We start from the raw sequence: 19,654 nt of genomic DNA, 5'->3' as shown, positions 1-19,654 counted from the left end.
TTGGGAACAGGATACCGTTCACTTTCATTCGCAGTTCGTCGGCATTCATTTCATATGCAAGGCAGCCCGCATACTTCGCCCTGATCGGTATTTCACATACGAACTCATCGATAAAGCCCCCCTTCCCCCCTCTTCGTTATGACAATAACCCACTATGGAGAACATGCTTGTGAAGCGAAAATACAAAGCACCTATCGTGACTTCGATGTCGAGAATGCTCATCAAGGATGTGACGATCTGCTCGCAAATCTCCGAAACAGCACTGTTCTCCGCTTTGTTGGATGCAATCAGCCAAATAAATTGTTCGTCTTGTGTCGTAAAGAGGGCTGAATTGGGACACCTGAGGACAATCGATTCGAGCAATATCCGGCCGTAAAGCCGTAATCTTCTCGAGCGCCTCGATGCCAACCACTGCTTCTGCAACAACCGATGCCATGCTCCTGCCAATCTAGGGCTGAAATTATATTTTTGCGAATAATTGGCTCATCATCGACGATCATCAGTTTTATCATAAGCAAGCCCCTCTCTTAAAGAAAGGTCTCATAGAAACCGGGCCGAATCAAATCAATTGATCCGCAAAAGAAAAATTAATTGACCCCCATTTATCTCCATGATACATTAATATTGGTTAGACCATATTATCTCTATTCATGGAGAGGTGAGGCGAATAACTGACGATGCAGCGATCTAATTGTGTACCTCATCTTGGCAGTGGTTTGCTTGGCATTCAACATTTATTGGCATGGCCTATCAATTTCAGCAGCTCACTGCACTCAAATCATTTGTTCCCCAGCAACGGCCCGTTATATGCGCGAAGGGAACGAAGAAGCACTCGGTCTGCCTTGGATTCGCGCTGGATACTAGTGGATAACCTTGACAACCTTGAAGCTATCCATTTGCCGCTGAAATATAAAATAATGATAAATATAAATTGAAGGAGATTTTGACAAATGAGAGACGGATTTTATCCCGCAATTGGAACACCACTAGACGAACAGGGTAATGTGATCGTATCGAGCTTGAAGTTGCATGTGGAGGACCAACTCACTGCAGACCCTGCCGCCTTGTTAGTCATGGGCTCGATGGGCAATCAACCCACTGTCAAAAACAGTGAGTACGCCAAAGTCGCCCAAATTGCTGTGGATGCAGCCAAGGGAGATTGCCCCGTGTTTGTGGGTGTGATGGACAATTCCATCGAAAGAGTGTTGGATCGCATTAATAGTTTGAAAGACTTGAAAATTGACGGCGTGGTTGCAACGACTTCTTTTTATTTCGGCATGAACCAGAGCGAGGTCCAAAGATTTTTTGAGCAGATTGCTGCTTCCTCGAAATTTCCGGTATACATGTATGATTTACCTGGGGTAACCAAAACGAAAATCGAAGTCAGCACTGCAACACAGTTGATGCAGTTGGACAATATTGTCGGCATCAAAACCGGAGACCTGCCTACAGCAAGAGAATTACATCGGACACAGCAACAGAATGGTACGAATTTCGACGTTTTGTTCAGCGGACTGGATGTATTTGATGTGGCCTATGGATATGGTTTAACGAAGCAATTGGATGGCATGTTTGCATGTACCACACCGATTAACAAGCGATTATATACAAGTTTAGCTGCTGGAGACCAGAAGATGGCAAGCCAATGTTTGGATGATATCCTCTTGCTGCGGAATACATTCGTCAGTGTAGGCGTGTTCAACGGATTTACGTATGCAATGAATTTACTTGGTTTTGAGGGTGGTTTCGGTCCCGATTACAACATTAAACTTGATTCAGCCGCTCAAGATAAAGTCAAGCAATGCATGCTGCAGCTTAAATTGATCTGATGCTCGTTTGCTTTCCACCCTGAAGTACCCCTTCAGTGGCATAGGAGACTAACCCTTAGACAATAGGAAGGCAAATTATGCATCAAGGAGTCATTCCCCTTCATCTCGTGACAGGCTTTCAACCCGGACCAACGGTGCCACCTTAGAATTGTCTGATACATTTCAAAGTTTCTGAAAAAAATATCCATTCACTGATGCTTGCTACATATATGGACTGCCACTATAGAAAAGCGACTACTTAGGAATAAACCTAAATAGCCGCTTTTTTGCATGACAATTATAAATATACATTCTAAATAATTATGGAACAAACCGGGATATTAATCAGCACGTTCTGAATTCCCATCCTCTCACCACCAAGTGAATCACGCAATCGCCTCGATCTTCAAAGTTGTCTCATATTCCTTCACGCACGTGCATAAGGGTGAGTTTCGTCAATCCGGTTTGCCCCATGGCCACTGTCTCCCTTATTCGACCTGCCTTCCACGTCAAAGACCTGAAAGAAGGCAACATCTACTTGCTGCCGGGGTTCTAAATCAGGCATACCCTGAATTTAAGGGTATTTGGAAACTTAAACGCTGCTGTTTCACTAAAAACTCTGTTGGCTTTTCCGACCTCAGACTTCGATCTGAAAGCCGGGAAAACGATTGTTGCGGAGAAAATCGCAGATCTATTCATAATCGCGTTCTGAGGTCTGGGCAAGATCCAAAGCAGATATATCTAAGAATTCATTGGCACAGGTTATGAATAACACTTTACAAATCCCAATTACGCAAAATGCTCCTGAACCGTCATAAGGACAAGTTCAAGAGCTAATTCATTCTTAGGGTGGTGTGGTTGAGAGGACTCGAACCTCCATGGCATTGCTGCCACTGGCACCTTAAGCCAGCGCGTCTGCCGATTCCGCCACGACCGCACATTTAGGAGGGACGAGCAATTTGACATCTTCGACGAGGTTATGATCCGATCTAAGGTTTGCTTCAGGGCTCAGAGTTTTTAATTGATTTTGGGACTCGGCTCACATTAAATATGCGAAATGCAAGAGTTAACGAACCAAGTAACATCAAGAATCCGATGCAAACCAGCAAACCATACTCTTGATACCAGAGCGGCCAAGTCTTAATGTGATCAAAAATAAGGCCCCCTATCAGCGGTCCAAAAAATCCAAACAGACCGGTTAATGAAGCATAAACAGCAAAATATATCGGAAGATCCCTCTTAGGAGCATGACTCACTACGAAGTTGAAAACAAGGAGCCCAAAGCCTGCCATGCTTATGCCCAAAAAGCTGTAGACAACAATAAGCATAACGGAGACAGGTGTAAAGTCTTGGAGTCCCCAGAAAATAATTGATAGCGCATTGAGTGGAAAAACCCATAAGAGCAGCTTTCGCGCTCCCCACTTGATACTTAATTTCCCCCAAATGGAAAAAGCGACAATCGACACGATGGCCAATAGGGTATTTGATATGCCCAGCCATTCATAATTTATTTTCATAATATCCAACATCACGTAACTGAAAAGAGAAATCGTACTGCCCTGCGCCATAATCCAAATAGATACGAACATAATCGATTTAATAAAGCTGGAATCACGAAATGGTATTAATAGATGCTGCAGGGATAGCCCGTTTTCAGAAGGTATATGTGGGAGGTTCGGGTATTTCCCAATAAAAGTAATATTTATAATGGCTATAAGGAATCCGATGATAAAAAGCAGGGCGAATCCCGCGGATTGATTTAACCGTTCCAGCAACCAACCAGCTGTCAGCATCGTGATTGCTGCAGCTATTCCAGATAGCGTGAAGCGATGTCCCAAATACTTGGCGCGTACTTTGGTTGGCACCAGGTCAGTAAATAATGTCGTAAATGGTACGGATGAAAATGATCCGGAAAAGCTAAGAACCGAATACAGAATCAAAAAAACCGGTACCCACCACTCTTTAGGAACGACAAAGGGGATCAGTCCACAAGCTGACAATAAGCTGCGATGGATGAGGATCGCGATAAAAGATATTCGATAGCGGTTTGTATATTTCTCCATAAAAAAAGCGGAGATAACAATAAACGCATTCATCACAAGCGGAATTGACATAATCATGCCGATTTGCCCGGCATTAGCCCCAAGATACAATAAGTAGCCCGTTAAATAAGGACCTTGGAGCAAATTAATAAAAACCGTAGAACTGAAAGCTTCAAAGTGAGCATTTTTCAATGCTTTTTTTTGAATCGATTTTTTATAAGCAGGCAAGTTAATCAATCCTCTAGAGATACTTTTATGTTGAACGGCCAGTAAACAACAATCCGGTTGCTCTCCCCTGTATGATTGAATTGCAGCTCTTCGCTGAACGCGTCATATACCGTTCTGATGTGATTGCCCAACTGTCGCTTTTTTCTGTGAGCATGAATAAATATACAAAATCAGCCCCAGTTCGGCGGATAAACGCTCACGTTGATGCCCCGTACCATCAGCAGCCGGTGGTGCTGCCAGAGTACGCCCTCGCCGCTGTTGAAGGACCGCAGCTCTTCCTTATGTCCAAGCCGTCTCGCCATCGTCCAGGTTGCGCGCACCGGCACGCGTCCGTAAGAATCCCAAAGGCTCAGGTTCTCCGCGCCGTTGTCGTAGAGCTCCAGTGCGCGGCGTCTATACTCCTCGCAGCTTAGCTGCCGGGGCATGATGTCGTGGAACACCTCAACGCCATAGGCCTCCAGCCGCTTAAATTGTGCAATTCGCTCTGCAATAGGAAGCTGGAAGCTGTTTCCAAAATCCGTCTCAATGTTAGCGACAAAGCGGAAATCGCCGATGCGCTCCGTCAGCGCAGTGTCCGATTCCAGTACTGCTCTCTTATACTTCCCAAGGTCCAAAAGCTCTGGGTTTCCATCCTGCCATACATCGCCTGTCAGATTTTCACGAATCTGGAGCTGATAGGAAATGGCGACGTCAATCAGCCCTTCCGTGGCCCATTGCTCAAAGTCAAGGCCCAATACCAGATTATCGTCCAGGTTCAGAAGCCCACGGGCAACGTATTTCAGCTTTTTCTGACCCCGCTCTGCCCGCTCCCGGTCCAGCCGTTCGTGAAGACGGCGTACAAACCCGGTCATAATCTCGCAGCGCATGCCCTGAACGCGCGCATCCTCCAGCGGCAGCAGCCGTGGGTCAAGCCCGGCATACCGCTTCATGAATTCATCAACGAACGGCGGTTCGAACAGGAGATAGGGCGCGCCCCGGTTCCAAAGCATTTCAACGCCGTCGCAGTCGAACTCCGCCATGTGGGAGAACTGGTCCAGCATATAGTCCTGTACCTGAGGATAGGCGTAAGATAGGCGCTCCACCTTGGCCCCATCCCTGTTGATGCACAGCAGCTCCGGGTGCTTCTCGTAAAACTGATTGGTGAAATACATCTGGTCGTATGGGAATTCAATGCTCCAAAAGCCCATCCGCAGGCTGTAAATCAGCTCCATCCCCATCGTACGCCCATAGTGAAACAGCTCTTTCATCTGCTCGTCGGTGTACAGCTCCATTTTGTGCTGAACCTGACGATCCCCGTCCCGGAAATAGGTCATGTTATCCGCGTCGCCCGTGGAAACAGGCCCGTCGAAAATCCAGATGTTCTCCATGGAGAAGTACTTGACGTCCGAATCCCGGTAATCCTCCAGGATGTAGCGCCATTCCTGCTTGTCGGACGGACTGCCCAAACAGAGAACGCCGTGCATATCGTGTGTCGCGTAAAGGCGCTTGGTATCCTTCCGCGCCTGCTCCTTTTGATAGGCCGCCCACTCTGCGTCCGTCAGCGGCACAAAGCGGAGCCATGCCAGCATGGAGTTGAACCATGTCCCGTCACAGAACTTTGAAATCGTAATGTCCTGCCCCGTCAGGTCAGCGCACTTCCAAAAGCTCTCTTCCAGCTTGTTCTGTGCGTTTTCCGTGCAGGAAAACGTGGAGAAGCTTCCATCGTTTTTGAGCTTCAGATTAATTGTCATTGCTCCGTGCTGCCCATATGCTCCTAGGCACACGAAAATTGCGTATTTTCCCGATAACCCCAGCGGCGCCGTAACGGGCGGCGGCGTGCCTCCCCGCAGCGATACGAGCATCGTCCCCTTAACGTCCATCGTCTCATACGGGCAGAGCTCCCATTTGTCCGCCGGGCGCGTGGGTGACAGGGCCTCCTGCGGCATACATTTGCTGAAATCGTTTAACAGAACGCTCTTTCTCTGTTCCATATCATTCTCCTCTTCCTCGTCTGTAGCCGGAAACCGTGGCTCCACAAACGCCGAAGCGATTACCGCGCAAAGATTTTGGCATACCAAATGATGCTGAACTATCTTGATGTGTCTTGCTGTTTTCAATGTCGGTTGAGTGTGTTTCCATTCCCGTGAACTCTTCCTATGTTCTTGTCATCAAATTGTCAAGAACACTGTCCGATAAACTAACAAGTCCGCGATTTACACGGACTTGTTTCGCCGAAAAGGGTAATGCCGAGCATCACGATGAACAGCGGGAACATATAGTTCAGCATGGACGCTTCCATGACGGGGATCATGAGCAACAACCGGGCGATCAGCCCCGGAATGACGGCAAACGGCTTCAACCGGTTTCTTGCTTCAATACAGCTTGCCCATAGCGGCGAAAGCAGCGAACCAATGGACGGCGCAGTGGTCAAGAGCCCGATCTTTTTGCTATTGTGCCAAACATCCACATGCATCCGGATCCCGAACCTGATAATTGTAGGACGTTGCGATGCGGCTTCCCCGGCCGTATGCCGCATCCGAATCATTGTCGATCGCCGAGAGCTGTTTGTCATGCTGCTGCTATTCCAACAGCAGCACGGTATCGATTTTTACAATCGCCTTTCTGACTGGCCCCGGCTCTCCCGTCGCGCAGCCCGGACGATGAACGTCATGCGGCAGAAATACGACGAACTGGCCCGGCTGCAAATGAAGAAACGTTTCGTTCTCCAACTCGTCAAACAAATACGCGTCTTGATCGGACAAGTCGGTGCTTACGCACAGCCGTTCCGAATGACGCGCGAACCCCATCGTCTCTTCGCCGCTGATCACATACTACACGTCGGTGTAACGAATGTGCCGCTCCGCCTTGCGCTGCGACGCATGAGCCGTCGTTCCGTCGCCCACATTGACGAAGATGCGATCCCCGTCGATGTCGTATCTCCCATTCTCCAGCTTCGACCAGTCGGCTTCTTTCAAATAATCGAGCGCTCGGATAAGAGCGGCCGGATACAGCACACGCTCCTGATCATAACCGCGAAAGTCCCCTACAATCATCGTTGCTCCTCACCCTTCCTTCATTTATATTTGCGCGGATCGATGTCCGCCCACAAGTTATGATGCTCTACGTTTAGCGCTTCGTGCAGCGCAACCGTATTCAGCTTCGGATAGGAAGCCAGTGTGCGCAAGATATCGCGAACCACCTCCGCCGGTTTCGTCGGACAAGGCACCGCCGTGCGTTCGGAGTATTTATTGCTCCAGTCCCACATCCGCATCCAGACGTTCATCTTCTTGCCGTACGCGAGGCAATAATCGGCCATCTCTTCGGCAATTTCGGTCAACCATTCCGGCGTTTGATCGTGGAAGTCTTCGCCGGCGCACATCGACACTTCGTCGACGATGTCCTCCTTCACCCACTTCTGCCAATCGTAGAACATTTTCGCATACGGATACATATTCATCGCTTCGTGCTTGCTTTTGCGCAAGCCGATGATAAGCGGAATGCCTTTGCGGCGAACCCGCTCGCTTGCAAGACGCAAAAACTCAGTGAACGATTCGCCGCGTATTTCCGACAGCAGATCCGAGTCGAACGCTTCTGTCCGCACATCGACGCCGTACCGCTCCTTATACTTCCGCACCCACGGCTCGTTATAGCCGTAGTAGTCGTCCTGCAGGACGGGAATGCTGTGTTTGGCATGACTTCGCGTGCACAAATATAAGCCGTCGATATCGTACGTCAGCACCTCTTCGATCTCCCGCAGCCGGTGCTCCACCACTTCCAGATAATCGTAGCAGATGGCGCCCAGCATATGATGCTGTCCGTCCCGGCTAATCCACGTGTACTTCGGATGCTTTATCACAAATTCACTTTCCAATCCGATCGTATCGCCTTGGCGCATATAATATTCGTCCATTACTGTAATCCATGCATAAATTTTGATACCGTATTGATGCCCGAGCCGGACAGCAGCTTCAAGCGGATCGAAAGATTCCAGTATTGCTCTCATCTTGTCACCAGCGACGTTGGAAGGCCCTTCGCGGAACACGTCTTCCGCCCTGACCTTGCTTGGATACGCCAGCTTGCCACAAATCGACAGGCGCCAATGCACGATCTCGACACCATTGTCGCGGCATTGTCGCATGAATTGTTCGATTTTCGTTTCGTCATAAGGAGTCTCGCTCGTAAGCACGTCGTCGTAATAATCCATATTCATCACGATTTTCATCGAATATCCCTCCCCTTTAGCCTATTGCTGTTCATGGCTCGAAAACCGTCTCCGATCGGCGGTTACCGACCGGTTTGCGGCTTCGCGGCTTCGAACCGCCTTGTGATCGCACATATAGAGTCGCCTGCGTTAATTTTGGGCCTAGCAGCCAAGCCAACGACGACACCCGCCGCTGTCGTATGAATGGATTGCAGCTCTTCGCCGAACGCGCCGTATATCGTTCCAATGCGATCGCCCGTCTGCACATCGTCAAGCAGCTGCACGGCCGGGATGAAGAATCCGGCGGTATTGCTGCAGAACGAAAGGTCGAAATTGCCGTCTCCAAGCAGTCGGTTCCGAACCCGCGGACAATCACCGACGATCCAACGCTCCGGCTGCAGCAGCATGCCGAGGTGATCCATTAGCCGGAACGCGCCGAGCCGATACCGCTCCTGCTCCTCCGCCCTGATCCGCAAGCCGCCGAACGCTTCCGTATAGATCCATGGGATGCCGCGATCGGTGGCCGAGGATACTGTTCGTCCCGGACCGACTTCAGGGTGAGCCCAAATCGTTTCTATGCCGAACGCCTCCGCAGCAGCGCGCGACCGACGACCGGCCTCATCTTCGTCATGATGGTAATAACCGATTAACAGCGGGATGGAGAAGTTCGCTCCGCCGCTGTGATAGTCCAGCAAAAAATCGGCATGGGCTATCAACGTGTGGTCAAGATGCCAAGCAAGCCGCTGCGTGTACGCGCCGTTCGGGTCGCCCGGAAATTCGCGTGCCAGATTGCGCCCGTCCAGCGGCGTTTCCCGCGATACGCCTTCGTACGCAAGCTTGTTGGCAAACGGCACCAGCAGCGCCGTGCCGCGAATATCCCCGGGTTGAAGCGCATGGATCAGCTCCATGACCGTCTGTACCCCTTCGTACTCATTCCCGTGCACTGCCGCCAGTATTAGCAGTGTAGGGCCCGGCTCGAGTCCTTTGACAACATGGAGCGGTATTTCGCCCCGCGCCTCCTCTTCCGTTGCAAACGTCAACAGCCAGTCTTGTTTCGTCCCGGGCTTAACACCGCCAAGATCGTACAACTGGGCCGGCAGCTCCATGGTCATCCGCATTCGATCGTCACCACTGTCAGTTTCGGTGAACTCACCAGCCCGGGAGCCCGGAATGCGATTTGATACTGCATAAACTTCGTCCCTTCCGGAACCTGGATTTCGCTTCCGTTTGTGTCGACGGTCCCGCTCCACACAGCGTTCATCGTCTCCTCCACGCTGGCGCCGTAACGCAAGCGGAAAACAAGCGACGTACGGAACGGCGTTTCTGCCTGCCAATCGATCCACTTGGGCATGGCGCATTCGAATACGGGAGACGTATAGTGCTCGTCTTCGCTTCTATCGAGTGCATTTCCTTGATTTTTGGCCGTGAAGCTGTGCGGGCCATAGCCCAGTATCTCCTGCGTTTTTTCCAGGCGAAGGCCGTCAGGCCCGTTCATGATCAGCTTGGAATGCACGATATGGCCGATGTCATTCCGGTGGCAGCAGATGAACAGGTCCGGATACCCGTTCCCGGTCAGGTCGACGGGGCTGAATGCGATCGAGGACAGGCATTCGATTTCCAGCGGATGCTCCCAATCGAAATTCCCCCGTCCGTCGCCAGAAAAGATGCGGGCGGGGAGTTCTCTTGTTTCCGTCGTCGAATAGAACGGCAGGAGCAGGTCGAGATTGCCGCTGCGGTTCATATCAGCGACCGACGGGAATCCAGTGGAACCGCCGGTTTCGAATTTGACGGTCTTTTCCAGAGGGAATCCGCTCTTGCCGTCGCGCATGTAATATAGGTGACTCTTCTTGCGGCTGTAGTGCCCGGCGGTCGTGACGAAAAGCTCGGGCCAACCGTCCTTGTCGACATCGGCCGCCGCCAGCCCAAGAATTAGCGCGCCGTTCGGATCCTTTAACTGAATTTTGCCGACGCGATCCCCGCTGAACCCGTCCGGGCCTCCATAATGCACGCCAACGAAACCATCGTTGTCGCCGTATAGAAAATCAATGTAGCCGTCATTGTCGATGTCGGCCAGCAGTACCGCTTGCGCGCATCCGATATTAGAAGGAAGCGACTGGCGCCTTTCGTTGGAGTACCCTTCGGGACCGCCGAAATAAATAAATACGGATTGAGCCAAATCCTTATCGCTGCTGCTGTACATCCACGGCGTCACGATCAAATCTAGCCAGCCGTCGCGATTGAAATCGCCGATCAAGACGCCGCCAATGGCACGCATTTCGTTGAGATCGTAGTATTGCGCCGGGTCGGGTCCGTCCGGCGTTCCTTTGAATATGCGTACGCCGTTCCCGGTTGTGGCGATCAATTCGACATAACCGTCGTTATCCACGTCCGCCACAGCATAAGAATGTGACATGATCGGAATCGGATACTCCTTGCGGTTTGCTTCTTCATATTGGTGATCGGCCGTTCCGTAATAAACGAAAACGGGAAATTCAGGATCATACTGTGATGGCCCCCGCATCGTATTGCAGAAAATGATCTCCTTCACACCGTCATTGTCGAGATCAGCGGCGGTGCAGCCCATCGGGCCATGCGTTGCGAACGCGGTCGTGTTGCTGGCACTGTATCCCTCCTCGCCGCTCCAGAATACAAGCGACTCGGTATCGTAAGATTTGGTCGAACAGTAGTGGGATGCGATGATGTCCATGAGGCCGATATTTCCGATATCTGCTGCCTTTATGCCCGTAACGCCGTAACAGGGCAGCTTCTGCCATACGGAGTCCAGCTTGCCCGCTTTGCGGATTTCAACCCCGGCGGCAGTGCCGATCACAAGCTCGGGTATGCCGTCGGCATCGATGTCTGCGATATCCAGCGGCAGGATGCCTTGACTGAACTGGCTGTTCGTTCCCGTGATATTCAACACCAGTCGGTTGTCCGATTGGAAGACGCCGCCAGCGTTCCAATAGATCATCAGCTGGTTGCCCCCGGTGAAAATCAGTTCCTTGAACCCGTCGCCGTTCAAGTCCGCAGCCATCACTTGAAGCGCAAAGTGAGTAGGCAGACGGGTGACGTTCGCCGCATCGAATCCGTCTGGCCCCCCCCAGTAGATGAACGATTCGGTATCATATTCATATTGTTCGCGGTAGTTGGCCAGCACCAGCTCCGGATAGCCGTCCCCGTTCAAATCCTCGCACAATAGCGATACCGTGGCGACACCTGGAAGGTTGTACACTTCTGTTGCGTCCGTGAACTGCCGTGGCGTCGATTGGATATACACTTTCTGATTCATGGGTATACCGCCGTTATGATGGTCGAACCAAGCTGTCGTGAAGATGATGTCCTTCCGTCCGTCGCCATTAATGTCGCATACGGCAACGTCATATGCGCCGATCGTATCCAGCGCTGTACATTCGCCGGTCAACCCACTTGCTCCGCCCCAATAAATATACGATTTCAATTCGGAAGTAACGCCGTTCTCTCCGTTTACAACAATGAGGTCAAGATAACCGTCGCCGTCTACGTCGACCGCTTTCGACATCCAACAGCTGTCATGAGGCAACTGCGTTTTGATCCACGCTCCATCCTGGTTCGTATATATATAGGTCGGTGCGCGTTCGATATAACCGTGGCTGTTAGGAAGCACAATATCGAAAGTCCCTTTGCCATTCAGATCATTATCCATGATTCTACGGATCGTGCCGCCAGCATCGACGAACAGGTTGTCTCCCCCGTTCCCGAATACGCCTTGACGAAACTGTTCGAACCCTTTATGCTCGATCTTCATGTCTTTAGCTCTCCCCATGGTATATTTTCAACCCTTCATCATGTTTACAAAAGAAGCCGGTCGAGGCCTTGATGAAGATCGGCAATTAATGAATCGATGTTCTCAAGACCGACAGACACGCGAATGATCGGTGTTCCAACCGGTAACCCGGTGTAAACAGATAACGGTTCGTCGATCGCGATGCCGCTGATCAAGCTTTCGAAGCCTCCCCAACTGGCCCCCATCTCATACATCATCAATCCGTGCAGCATTTTATCCAATTGCTCGTAAGAAGCTTTGACGATAAAGCTCATGACGCCCGCGAAGCCACTCATTTGTTTTCTTCCGATTTCATATTGCGGATGACTCGGCAACCCCGGGTAAAACACTTGCGATACAGCAGCATGCGTTTCCAGGAAAGCCGCCATCTTGCGTGCATTTTCCTGATGCTGCTTCATCCTCACCGGAAGCGTACGCAAACTGCGTATAAGCAGCCAGGCCTGATGCGGGTCCATAATCGCGCCGAGGAGTCCTCTTTCCCGTTCGACGATACCTTTGATCGCGTCAGCTCGCCCAACGACCACCCCTCCCAAAATATCACTATGTCCTCCTAAATATTTGGTAGCCGAGTGAATGGCCACATCGATGCCGAGATGCAACGGATTTTGAAACAACGGCGTTGCCCACGTATTGTCAATCATCGTTACGATGCCGTGGGTTTGCGCCAGCTCGGCGACAGCCGCCAAATCCTGCATGGCAAAAATAATCGACGAAGGGCTCTCCAAATAAATGAGCTTCGTATTGGGCTGAATAGCGTGTTCGAATTCCTCAATCGAATGCCCGGGTACAAAAGTGGCGGTTATTCCGAACTTGTCCAAGTAGGAGTGAATTAACGCCCTTGTCCGTGGGTACACGCTGCTCACGCAAATCAGATGATCGTCTTTAGCTAACCAATGCAGTATCGCAGCGCTAATCGCGGCTACCCCTGAAGAGAAACAGGCAGCCGACTCTCCCCCCTCAAGGGCGGCAATTTTTCGCTCGGCGATTTCAATCGTCGGGTTGTTCGCGCGCGTATAAGAATAGCCGTGGTTTTCCGTTTTATGGGTAAACAGCGTGTTTTGAAATATCGGAGGGACAATCGCCCCAAGGTACTTGTCGTATTCGTCCGCATAGTGTGTGCAAATGTCTTCCTGGTTCTCGGTTCGGTTCATTGCCGATCACTCCGCCGCTTCAATTTTTGAATATTGCCATTGCGCCTCTTCCAGTTCCGTTTGCGATTCGGCGAAACGCAGCTGATTTCTCTCAACTGCGTTTTGGGCTAAATATCCGCTCTGCTGCCAAACCCCGTAACGGCAGTGCCGGCGGGCAGGCTTCTTTCCACAATCCAACCATCAAAATTACCTTATATCGCATTTATCCTGTCATCGTACAGCCCTGTCGCCATTAACCTTTGATCGAACCGGTCAAAACGCCTTTGACAAAGTGCTTCTGAAGGAAAGGATATACACAAATGATCGGCAATGTCGTGATGACAATCATCGCTCCGCGAAGCGCCTGGGATGTCGGTTTGGTATCGGATACGTTGTTGATTTCCCCCGCCAAATCCTGGGTTGTCATGGTAAGCACGATTCGTCGCATCAGCACCTGCACGGGCATGAGCTTGGGGTTATTGATATAGATCGTCGCGTCGAACCAGGCGTTCCAATGGGCAACCGCATAGAAAAGGCCGATCGTCGCCATAGTAGGCAAACTTAACGGAATAATGATTGTCGTTAATATCTTGAGCGGTGATGCCCCATCTATGGTCGCAGACTCTTCGAGACTTTCCGGTATTTGCGCGAAAAATCCTTTCATGATAATCAAATACCATGCGCTGATTAGCGAAGGGACGATCATCACCAAGAATGTGTCCGTCAAGTGTAAGTACTTTAATAGCAAGTAGTTCGGTACCAGACCACCACTAAACAACATGGTGATAAAAACGATCGTAATAAAGAAATTACGACCCGGCATCGCCTTACGTGATAAGCCATAGGCCATCATCGACGTAAAGAAAAGGTTAAGCGCTGTCCCGATCGTTACCCGCATGAGGGTAATTCCGTATGCATTATACAAAATAGAATCGCCGTTCAATAACGTCTTGTAAGCGGAAAAATCAAGTTGGTGGGGATATAGAATCAAGTTCCCCCTCCTGAGCAATTCAGCCTCTCCGACCATTGACGTCGAGACGATGATAATAAAAGGCAGAATAAAGATGATCGTTAACAACGTCAGAAAACTGTAATTAAAGCTGCTAAAAATGATGTCTCCGACTGACCTGCGGTTTCGCTTCATGTTGATTCACCTACCATATTCCTTCCTGACCCCGCTTCTTCGCTATATAGTTTGTTCCAACCACAAGTATGATGGCAATTACCGCTTTGAACATGCCAACGGCTGCAGCAAAGGAATATTGAACTTCGATAAGTCCTTTCCGGTAAACATAGGTGTCGATAATATCGGCTACCTGGTACACGGCAGGAGAATAAAGCAGAAAAATTTGTTCAAACCCGGCATCCATCACGCTGCCAATTTGCAAAATAAACAAAATGACAATGATAAAGCTGATGCTTGGGAGCGTAATATGCCATATTTGACGCAGTCTGCTTGCTCCGTCAACTTTGGCCGCCTCATACAGCTGCTGGTCGACGCTTGCAATCGCGGCTAAATAAATAATGCTGCTCCAGCCTACTTCTTTCCATATGCCGGAACCAACGATAATCGATCGAAAATACCGCGTATCGGACAGGAAAACAATGGGTTCGAAACCAAGCTTATATAACACAGCGTTTACGAAACCCCCGTCCGTGCTGAGCAGTGTGGTAACGAGGCCCGACAATACAACCATCGAAATAAAATGCGGCATGTATGAAATCGTCTGAACGACCTTCTTGAACTTCATATGTCTGACCTCGTTAATAAGGAGTGCCAGGACAATTGGGAGCGGAAAACCAAACACCAGCTTGTAAGCGCTGATGATGACCGTGTTCCCCAAAATATTCCAGAAGTAATACGAATTAATGAAATTTTTGAAATGACGGAGGCCGACCCAATCGGATGTGAGAATACCATCAAGCCCGTCAAATGGCGCTACGTCCTTAAATGCGATCATTAGCCCTAGCATCGGAATGTAATGAAAAATCAAAAAATAGAGCAGGCCGGGAATAACGAGCAAATAGTACAGTTGATTCCTTCTGATTCTGCCTAGTAATTTCGAATTCATGCCAATCGCCCAACCTTCCGTTCAATAAGCATATCGTCTGGCCGTACGATGCGCAGCATGCCCACCATACGGTCAGAGAGGCATTCTTATTTCACTTTGTTATATTCGCTGGTATAAGCTTTAACCCATGTGTCGAGGCCAACCTTGTTCAACTCCTCCAGAAATTTGTCGTACTCCGCAATCGGCCGCGCGCCCACGACGAATTTCACGACTTCTTGCTCCATCATCCGGTTAAAATCGTTCAAAGTCGGAATTTGGGCGGTAATTTCTTTCTGGTCGAATTTATAGTCGTACTCGAACGTGCCCGGTTTTTTGACTCTGCTGAAATTCGTAATATATTTGTTGATGTATTCGGAGTCAGGCGAATATCCGCCTTTATCGGGGAAATCCTTGCTGAAGGATGTGAATTGTACGGTGTAGGCAAAAGTAGCCGCAGCGAGATAGTCGCCGTAGTAGACTTTATCGCCAATACCTTCAAACGTATGCTTGCTCTCGTCGACCCATTTCCAATGCTTATCCTTAATCCCAAAGAAAACCAGCATGTAGTTATTCAGATCGGAGTAAACCCAGTTGATGTATTTCATGGCCGCTTCCGGATTTTTGGAATTTTTGCTGATCATCGTTCCAGTGAGCGCGTTGCCTCCCGAAGTAACAGAATCGCCTTTTGGTCCTTTCAGGTCGACCACGATATAGTTCGCTTCCGGTGCAATTTGCCGCAAAGCCATATATCCGTTTCCGTTCAGCACCCCGGTATACCAGAGGGCTGCGACACCGACGCGGTTTTGCTTCACCAGATCCTGTTCCATCGAACGGGCATTGATCTGGAACGCTTCCTTGTAGATATACCCTTTCTTATACCAGTCGGCCATCAGGGTAATGAAATCCTTATAGCCTGGATCGAAGACGGCCGGTTTGACTTTTCCATCCTTATCAATAAAGTTGCCGTAACCGTTGTCCATGAAGCCGGCAGCCATCGACATATTCATACCGTTCAAGGTTGCCGAGCTCGTATTGTAGTCGGTGAGCAGCGGAATGGTTTGTCCGTTGCCGGCAGGATCTTTTTCTTTAAACGCTTTCAAAACGTTTTCCAAATCTTCGAATGTTTTTGGAACTGGAAGATTCAGCTTCTTGAGCCAGTCTTCGCGAACAGCAACTGTGTTCGCATTGATTGCAGGAACGTCCGGAATGCCCCAAATTTTTCCGTCTTTGGTCGACATCGCTACATACGAAGCATCCCACTCTTCTGGCCACAGCTTCCTGACATTGGGGCCATACTTGTCGAGCAGGTCGTTAAGCGGCATGACGGCGCCTTTGGCCTGATGGGTGGTCATGTCCCCGGCGAAGATATCGAGTGGCTCATTACCGGCCAGCAGCAAGTTCAGCTTGTCATTCTCCGAACCTTTCGGCGGGATTATGGCGACAGGCTCAATCCCGGTTTTCTCGATGATCACTTTTTTGATCTCTTCCAGCGCTTCTGGACTGCTCATCGTTGTATTTGTTGAAAACTGTCCGTAGTTCGCATATAAATATACTTTTTCCACTTTTTTGTTGTCCGAGCTGCTTGTTGTATCCGGTTTGTTCGATGCCGCCGGGGAAGCGCTTCCAGAATTGTCATTGGAACCGCATGCCCCGAGCACACTTACGCTAAGCAGAATCGTTGCAAGTACTGCGGAAATTTTGTTTCCTTTGTTTCCTTTGGACATTGTATTCTTAACCTCCCTGTTATTGTGTGTGCAACTTTCATGTGTTCATTCATTAAATTATCCCCTCGAGATTATCACTGCAATCCAAATCGGCCGATTGGTTCTTGTGATACGCTAATTGTAGGAGGAGAGGCGTTAAAAAAGATATGCAACTTTTTTTACATGCATGTCCACAACGATGATAAGTAAAGAATTTGGCTTATTTCAGCGTCACTTTCTTTACATGAACGGCGATTAATTGGCCGGCGTATTTTTGTCGCCGGAAGCAAGCTTCAAGCTGCGATATTCGCCGGGAGTCATCCCCGTATACTCTTTAAACAGCTTAATGAAGTAGTTGGTTTTGTAATAGCCCACGTGCTCTCCGACTTCTTTAATTTTCATATCCGTCTCCGCAATCATTCGTTTGCTGCGCTCGATTCGGTTGCGTGTTAAATATTCGGAGAACGTTTCTCCCCGATCTTCCTTGAAAATACGGCTCAAATAGGACGGATTCAAACCTAGTTTTTCCGCGACGGTAGAGAGTGAGATCGTCCCGCCGCAATCCGCCTCAAGGATCCGCATCGCCTCAACAATATGCCGATTGTTCTTCTCCCGGAATGCATTGCCGATATGATCCGACAGCTTCTTGATGATCTCCTCGAACCAGGCCATAATCTCGTTCCAATCATTTTTCTGCAGCAACAGGCTGAATAAGTTGTCTTTCTCCTGAAGCAGCGTATTCATATCTGCCCGCATCTCGCCCGCAGTCGCAACGAACCTTCCCAGCAATTGAATAAAAGCATGCTTGATTTGATGGTAATGCACTCTCCCTTCGTAAGCGCGGATTTCTTTCATCATTTCCCGGTACGATTGCATCGCTTCCGGCAAATCGCCGTTAATGAGCGAATGAATTAGCATCGCTTCCCTGTCTTTCGGATAAATAAACAAAGGGGTCCCTTCCAAACGTACGTCCTCAATATAAATAACTTCGCATGAACCGGTCATGCTTCGGTACCTTAGCGCTTCTTTCGCTTGCTCATAGGATTTCCCCAAGGTGAAAATGTCTTCGCAATATTCGCCAATGCCGATCGAGCATCGAATGCCCAGATGCTCTTCCGCTTGATGAATGATATGTTTGGCAAGCTGAAAATTGTCGGAAAAATCGTGAGGGGTACAATTGACAAGCACGATAAACATATCCTCGATAAATTCCATGACGATTCGCTTCCGCTCTTCCGGAATATGGCTCTCCACGATGTCGACCAGCTTCAGATTTCTCAGTTTCTCGTTTTCGACACTTTTCCCCTTTCTGTCTGACTCCTCCGGAGAGATCAGCATCAACGCTATGCCTTCCAGCTTCAGATCAAGACTGAGAAATTTCAAACGCTCGGAAATATCTTCTACGGCAAGCGAATGCTTGCGAATGATCATGTGGATGAACTTCTCCTGATTGGCCGGCAAGCCTTCCTTCAGACGGATTTGCAAACTTCTTCTGTCCTCGAAGGCGGCTTCCAAACTGCCCCGGATTGTGCCAAATTCGCCCAGTTCCCGCTGATCGGGATCCACCTTGTGCGAATCAGGGTCGACGTTCTTATTGATAAACTGCAGCAAATGCCGGACCGGGTTATACAGATTACGGGTTGCCGCGACGGCAAACAGGCCCGTAGCCGCGACAAGAAGGAAGCAAATCAAAATGATCATGCTGCTCATTGTGGACACGCTTTTGTACAGCTCGTCGAGTGCCGCCGCCGTAACGAACGTCCAGCCGAGCGAATCCGATTTCTGTGTCGTGACGAGCATCTTCCTGCCTTTGTATTCGTGCTCGTAGGATGAGGATTCCCCTTTAGTATCCAGCAGCTCCAGAAAATTATGGTCTGCTCCTATCATAACGTTCAATTCGTTTCGCCCGTCGTACAGCATCATTTGGCCGGTTTCCGACATTACGAAGAACGAATTGCCAAGCTTGATATCCAGCTTGCTGACGATCGAGTTGTAGATGGAGTCGACATCCAAATTCACAATAAGATAATTGCCCGGAATCGAAAGCGTAAAAAAGACCGGAATGACCGCTTTGCTCCCGCCGTCTCTCGCCTTTGATTCCCGTATGTCCATTACAGTCGGGAACTCGGAAAGCGTTTTCAAACTGACGTTCCACTCTTTGTCATAAAAGTTATCCGGATTGTATTGTATGTTGTCCGACGTAAGAATCATTCGTTTTCCCTGATCGACCATATAAACCGAATAAATATAATCGTTCGACTGTTTCAAGATTTGAATATTCGTAACGAGCCGATATTTGCTGTTTAAATAGGCGTATAATCCCGGTTGATCTTCAGGCTTGTAATCCCCGGACAAAGATTCGTAATATGACCCGCGCGTAAAATTTTCAAATTCGCGAATATTCGAATCTAACGGAAGCCGTCGGAAACTTTCACTGATTTGATTCGTTACGATCTCTACCGCGTTTACCGTTTGTTTCAAGTAGTTTAAATTAGCGGATTGCAGCTCCTGCTGCATCGTCATTCGCATGTTTTGGTAGATTAATACGCTCATTATCAATAAGGGCGTCAAGGAAATAATCAGAATAAATGCAGTCAACTTTACTAATAAGTTTCGTTTTCTCGCCAAAGAAAAAAGCCGGATACGTGCCATATTCATAATCCCCCTATTCTTTTTCAAGCCCCATTAA

General features: G+C 49.3%; 13 protein-coding genes, 1 tRNA gene and 1 pseudogene. 1 reads left to right on the top strand and 14 read right to left on the bottom strand.

Annotated features, from left to right (window positions below; translation table 11 throughout):
• Nucleotides 1-45: 45 nt before the first annotated feature.
• Complete coding sequence (locus tag IEY46_RS03415) at nt 46-426, bottom strand: hypothetical protein (RefSeq protein ID WP_188989138.1); 381 nt, start codon at nt 424-426, stop codon at nt 46-48.
• A gap of 524 nt (nt 427-950) precedes the next feature.
• Between IEY46_RS03415 and IEY46_RS03410 the strand changes: the two genes are divergently transcribed.
• Nucleotides 951-1,829 carry a dihydrodipicolinate synthase family protein gene (locus IEY46_RS03410; protein ID WP_188989136.1) on the top strand — a complete coding sequence of 293 codons (879 nt, stop codon included), beginning with the start codon at nt 951-953 and terminating at the stop codon, nt 1,827-1,829.
• A gap of 829 nt (nt 1,830-2,658) precedes the next feature.
• On the opposite strand, the gene IEY46_RS03405 is transcribed toward IEY46_RS03410, so the two are convergent.
• The 13 genes and pseudogenes from IEY46_RS03405 to IEY46_RS03335 all read right to left on the bottom strand — a co-directional run bounded on the left by IEY46_RS03405 (nt 2,659) and on the right by IEY46_RS03335 (nt 19,617).
• Nucleotides 2,659-2,745, bottom strand: a tRNA-Leu gene (locus IEY46_RS03405).
• A 64-nt stretch (nt 2,746-2,809) separates the two neighbouring features.
• Nucleotides 2,810-4,078 (bottom strand): MFS transporter, encoded by a 1,269-nt coding sequence (locus IEY46_RS03400; RefSeq protein WP_188989134.1) that lies wholly within the window; start codon nt 4,076-4,078, stop codon nt 2,810-2,812.
• Nucleotides 4,079-4,248: 170 nt separating this feature from the next.
• Complete coding sequence (locus tag IEY46_RS03395) at nt 4,249-6,048, bottom strand: hypothetical protein (RefSeq protein WP_188989131.1); 1,800 nt, start codon at nt 6,046-6,048, stop codon at nt 4,249-4,251.
• A 206-nt stretch (nt 6,049-6,254) separates the two neighbouring features.
• Nucleotides 6,255-6,629, bottom strand: a complete 375-nt coding sequence (locus tag IEY46_RS03390) for a hypothetical protein (RefSeq protein WP_229750038.1) — start codon at nt 6,627-6,629, stop codon at nt 6,255-6,257.
• 7 nt (nt 6,630-6,636) lie between these two features.
• Nucleotides 6,637-7,110 (bottom strand): annotated as a pseudogene (locus IEY46_RS36230) (NanQ anomerase/TabA/YiaL family protein).
• 20 nt (nt 7,111-7,130) lie between these two features.
• Nucleotides 7,131-8,279, bottom strand: coding sequence for a glycoside hydrolase family protein (locus tag IEY46_RS03375; protein WP_188989124.1), 1,149 nt, complete (start codon nt 8,277-8,279; stop codon nt 7,131-7,133).
• A gap of 62 nt (nt 8,280-8,341) precedes the next feature.
• On the bottom strand, nt 8,342-9,376 hold the full coding sequence (locus tag IEY46_RS03370; RefSeq protein WP_188989122.1) for a succinylglutamate desuccinylase/aspartoacylase family protein: 1,035 nt from the start codon (nt 9,374-9,376) through the stop codon (nt 8,342-8,344).
• Nucleotides 9,367-12,042, bottom strand: a complete 2,676-nt coding sequence (locus tag IEY46_RS03365; protein WP_188989120.1) for an FG-GAP repeat domain-containing protein — start codon at nt 12,040-12,042, stop codon at nt 9,367-9,369. Before IEY46_RS03365 ends, IEY46_RS03370 begins: the two co-directional genes overlap by 10 nt.
• A 44-nt stretch (nt 12,043-12,086) precedes the next feature.
• Nucleotides 12,087-13,232: a trans-sulfuration enzyme family protein gene (locus tag IEY46_RS03360; RefSeq protein ID WP_188989118.1), complete on the bottom strand. Its 1,146-nt coding sequence runs from the start codon at nt 13,230-13,232 to the stop codon at nt 12,087-12,089.
• A 232-nt stretch (nt 13,233-13,464) separates the two neighbouring features.
• Complete coding sequence (locus tag IEY46_RS03350) at nt 13,465-14,355, bottom strand: carbohydrate ABC transporter permease (RefSeq protein ID WP_188989114.1); 891 nt, start codon at nt 14,353-14,355, stop codon at nt 13,465-13,467.
• 10 nt (nt 14,356-14,365) lie between these two features.
• Complete coding sequence (locus tag IEY46_RS03345) at nt 14,366-15,283, bottom strand: ABC transporter permease (RefSeq protein WP_188989112.1); 918 nt, start codon at nt 15,281-15,283, stop codon at nt 14,366-14,368.
• An 86-nt stretch (nt 15,284-15,369) separates the two neighbouring features.
• On the bottom strand, nt 15,370-16,986 hold the full coding sequence (locus IEY46_RS03340; RefSeq protein WP_188989110.1) for an extracellular solute-binding protein: 1,617 nt from the start codon (nt 16,984-16,986) through the stop codon (nt 15,370-15,372).
• Between the two features lie 234 nt (nt 16,987-17,220).
• Nucleotides 17,221-19,617: a helix-turn-helix domain-containing protein gene (locus IEY46_RS03335; RefSeq protein WP_229750037.1), complete on the bottom strand. Its 2,397-nt coding sequence runs from the start codon at nt 19,615-19,617 to the stop codon at nt 17,221-17,223.
• Between the last annotated feature and the right edge of the window lie 37 nt (nt 19,618-19,654).

It is taken from the genome of Paenibacillus nasutitermitis, from assembly GCF_014641075.1.
GTDB lineage: Bacteria > Bacillota > Bacilli > Paenibacillales > Paenibacillaceae > Paenibacillus_Z > Paenibacillus_Z nasutitermitis.
Note: the sequence above shows the minus strand (reverse complement) of the source record. Positions and strands in the feature narration are given on the sequence as shown.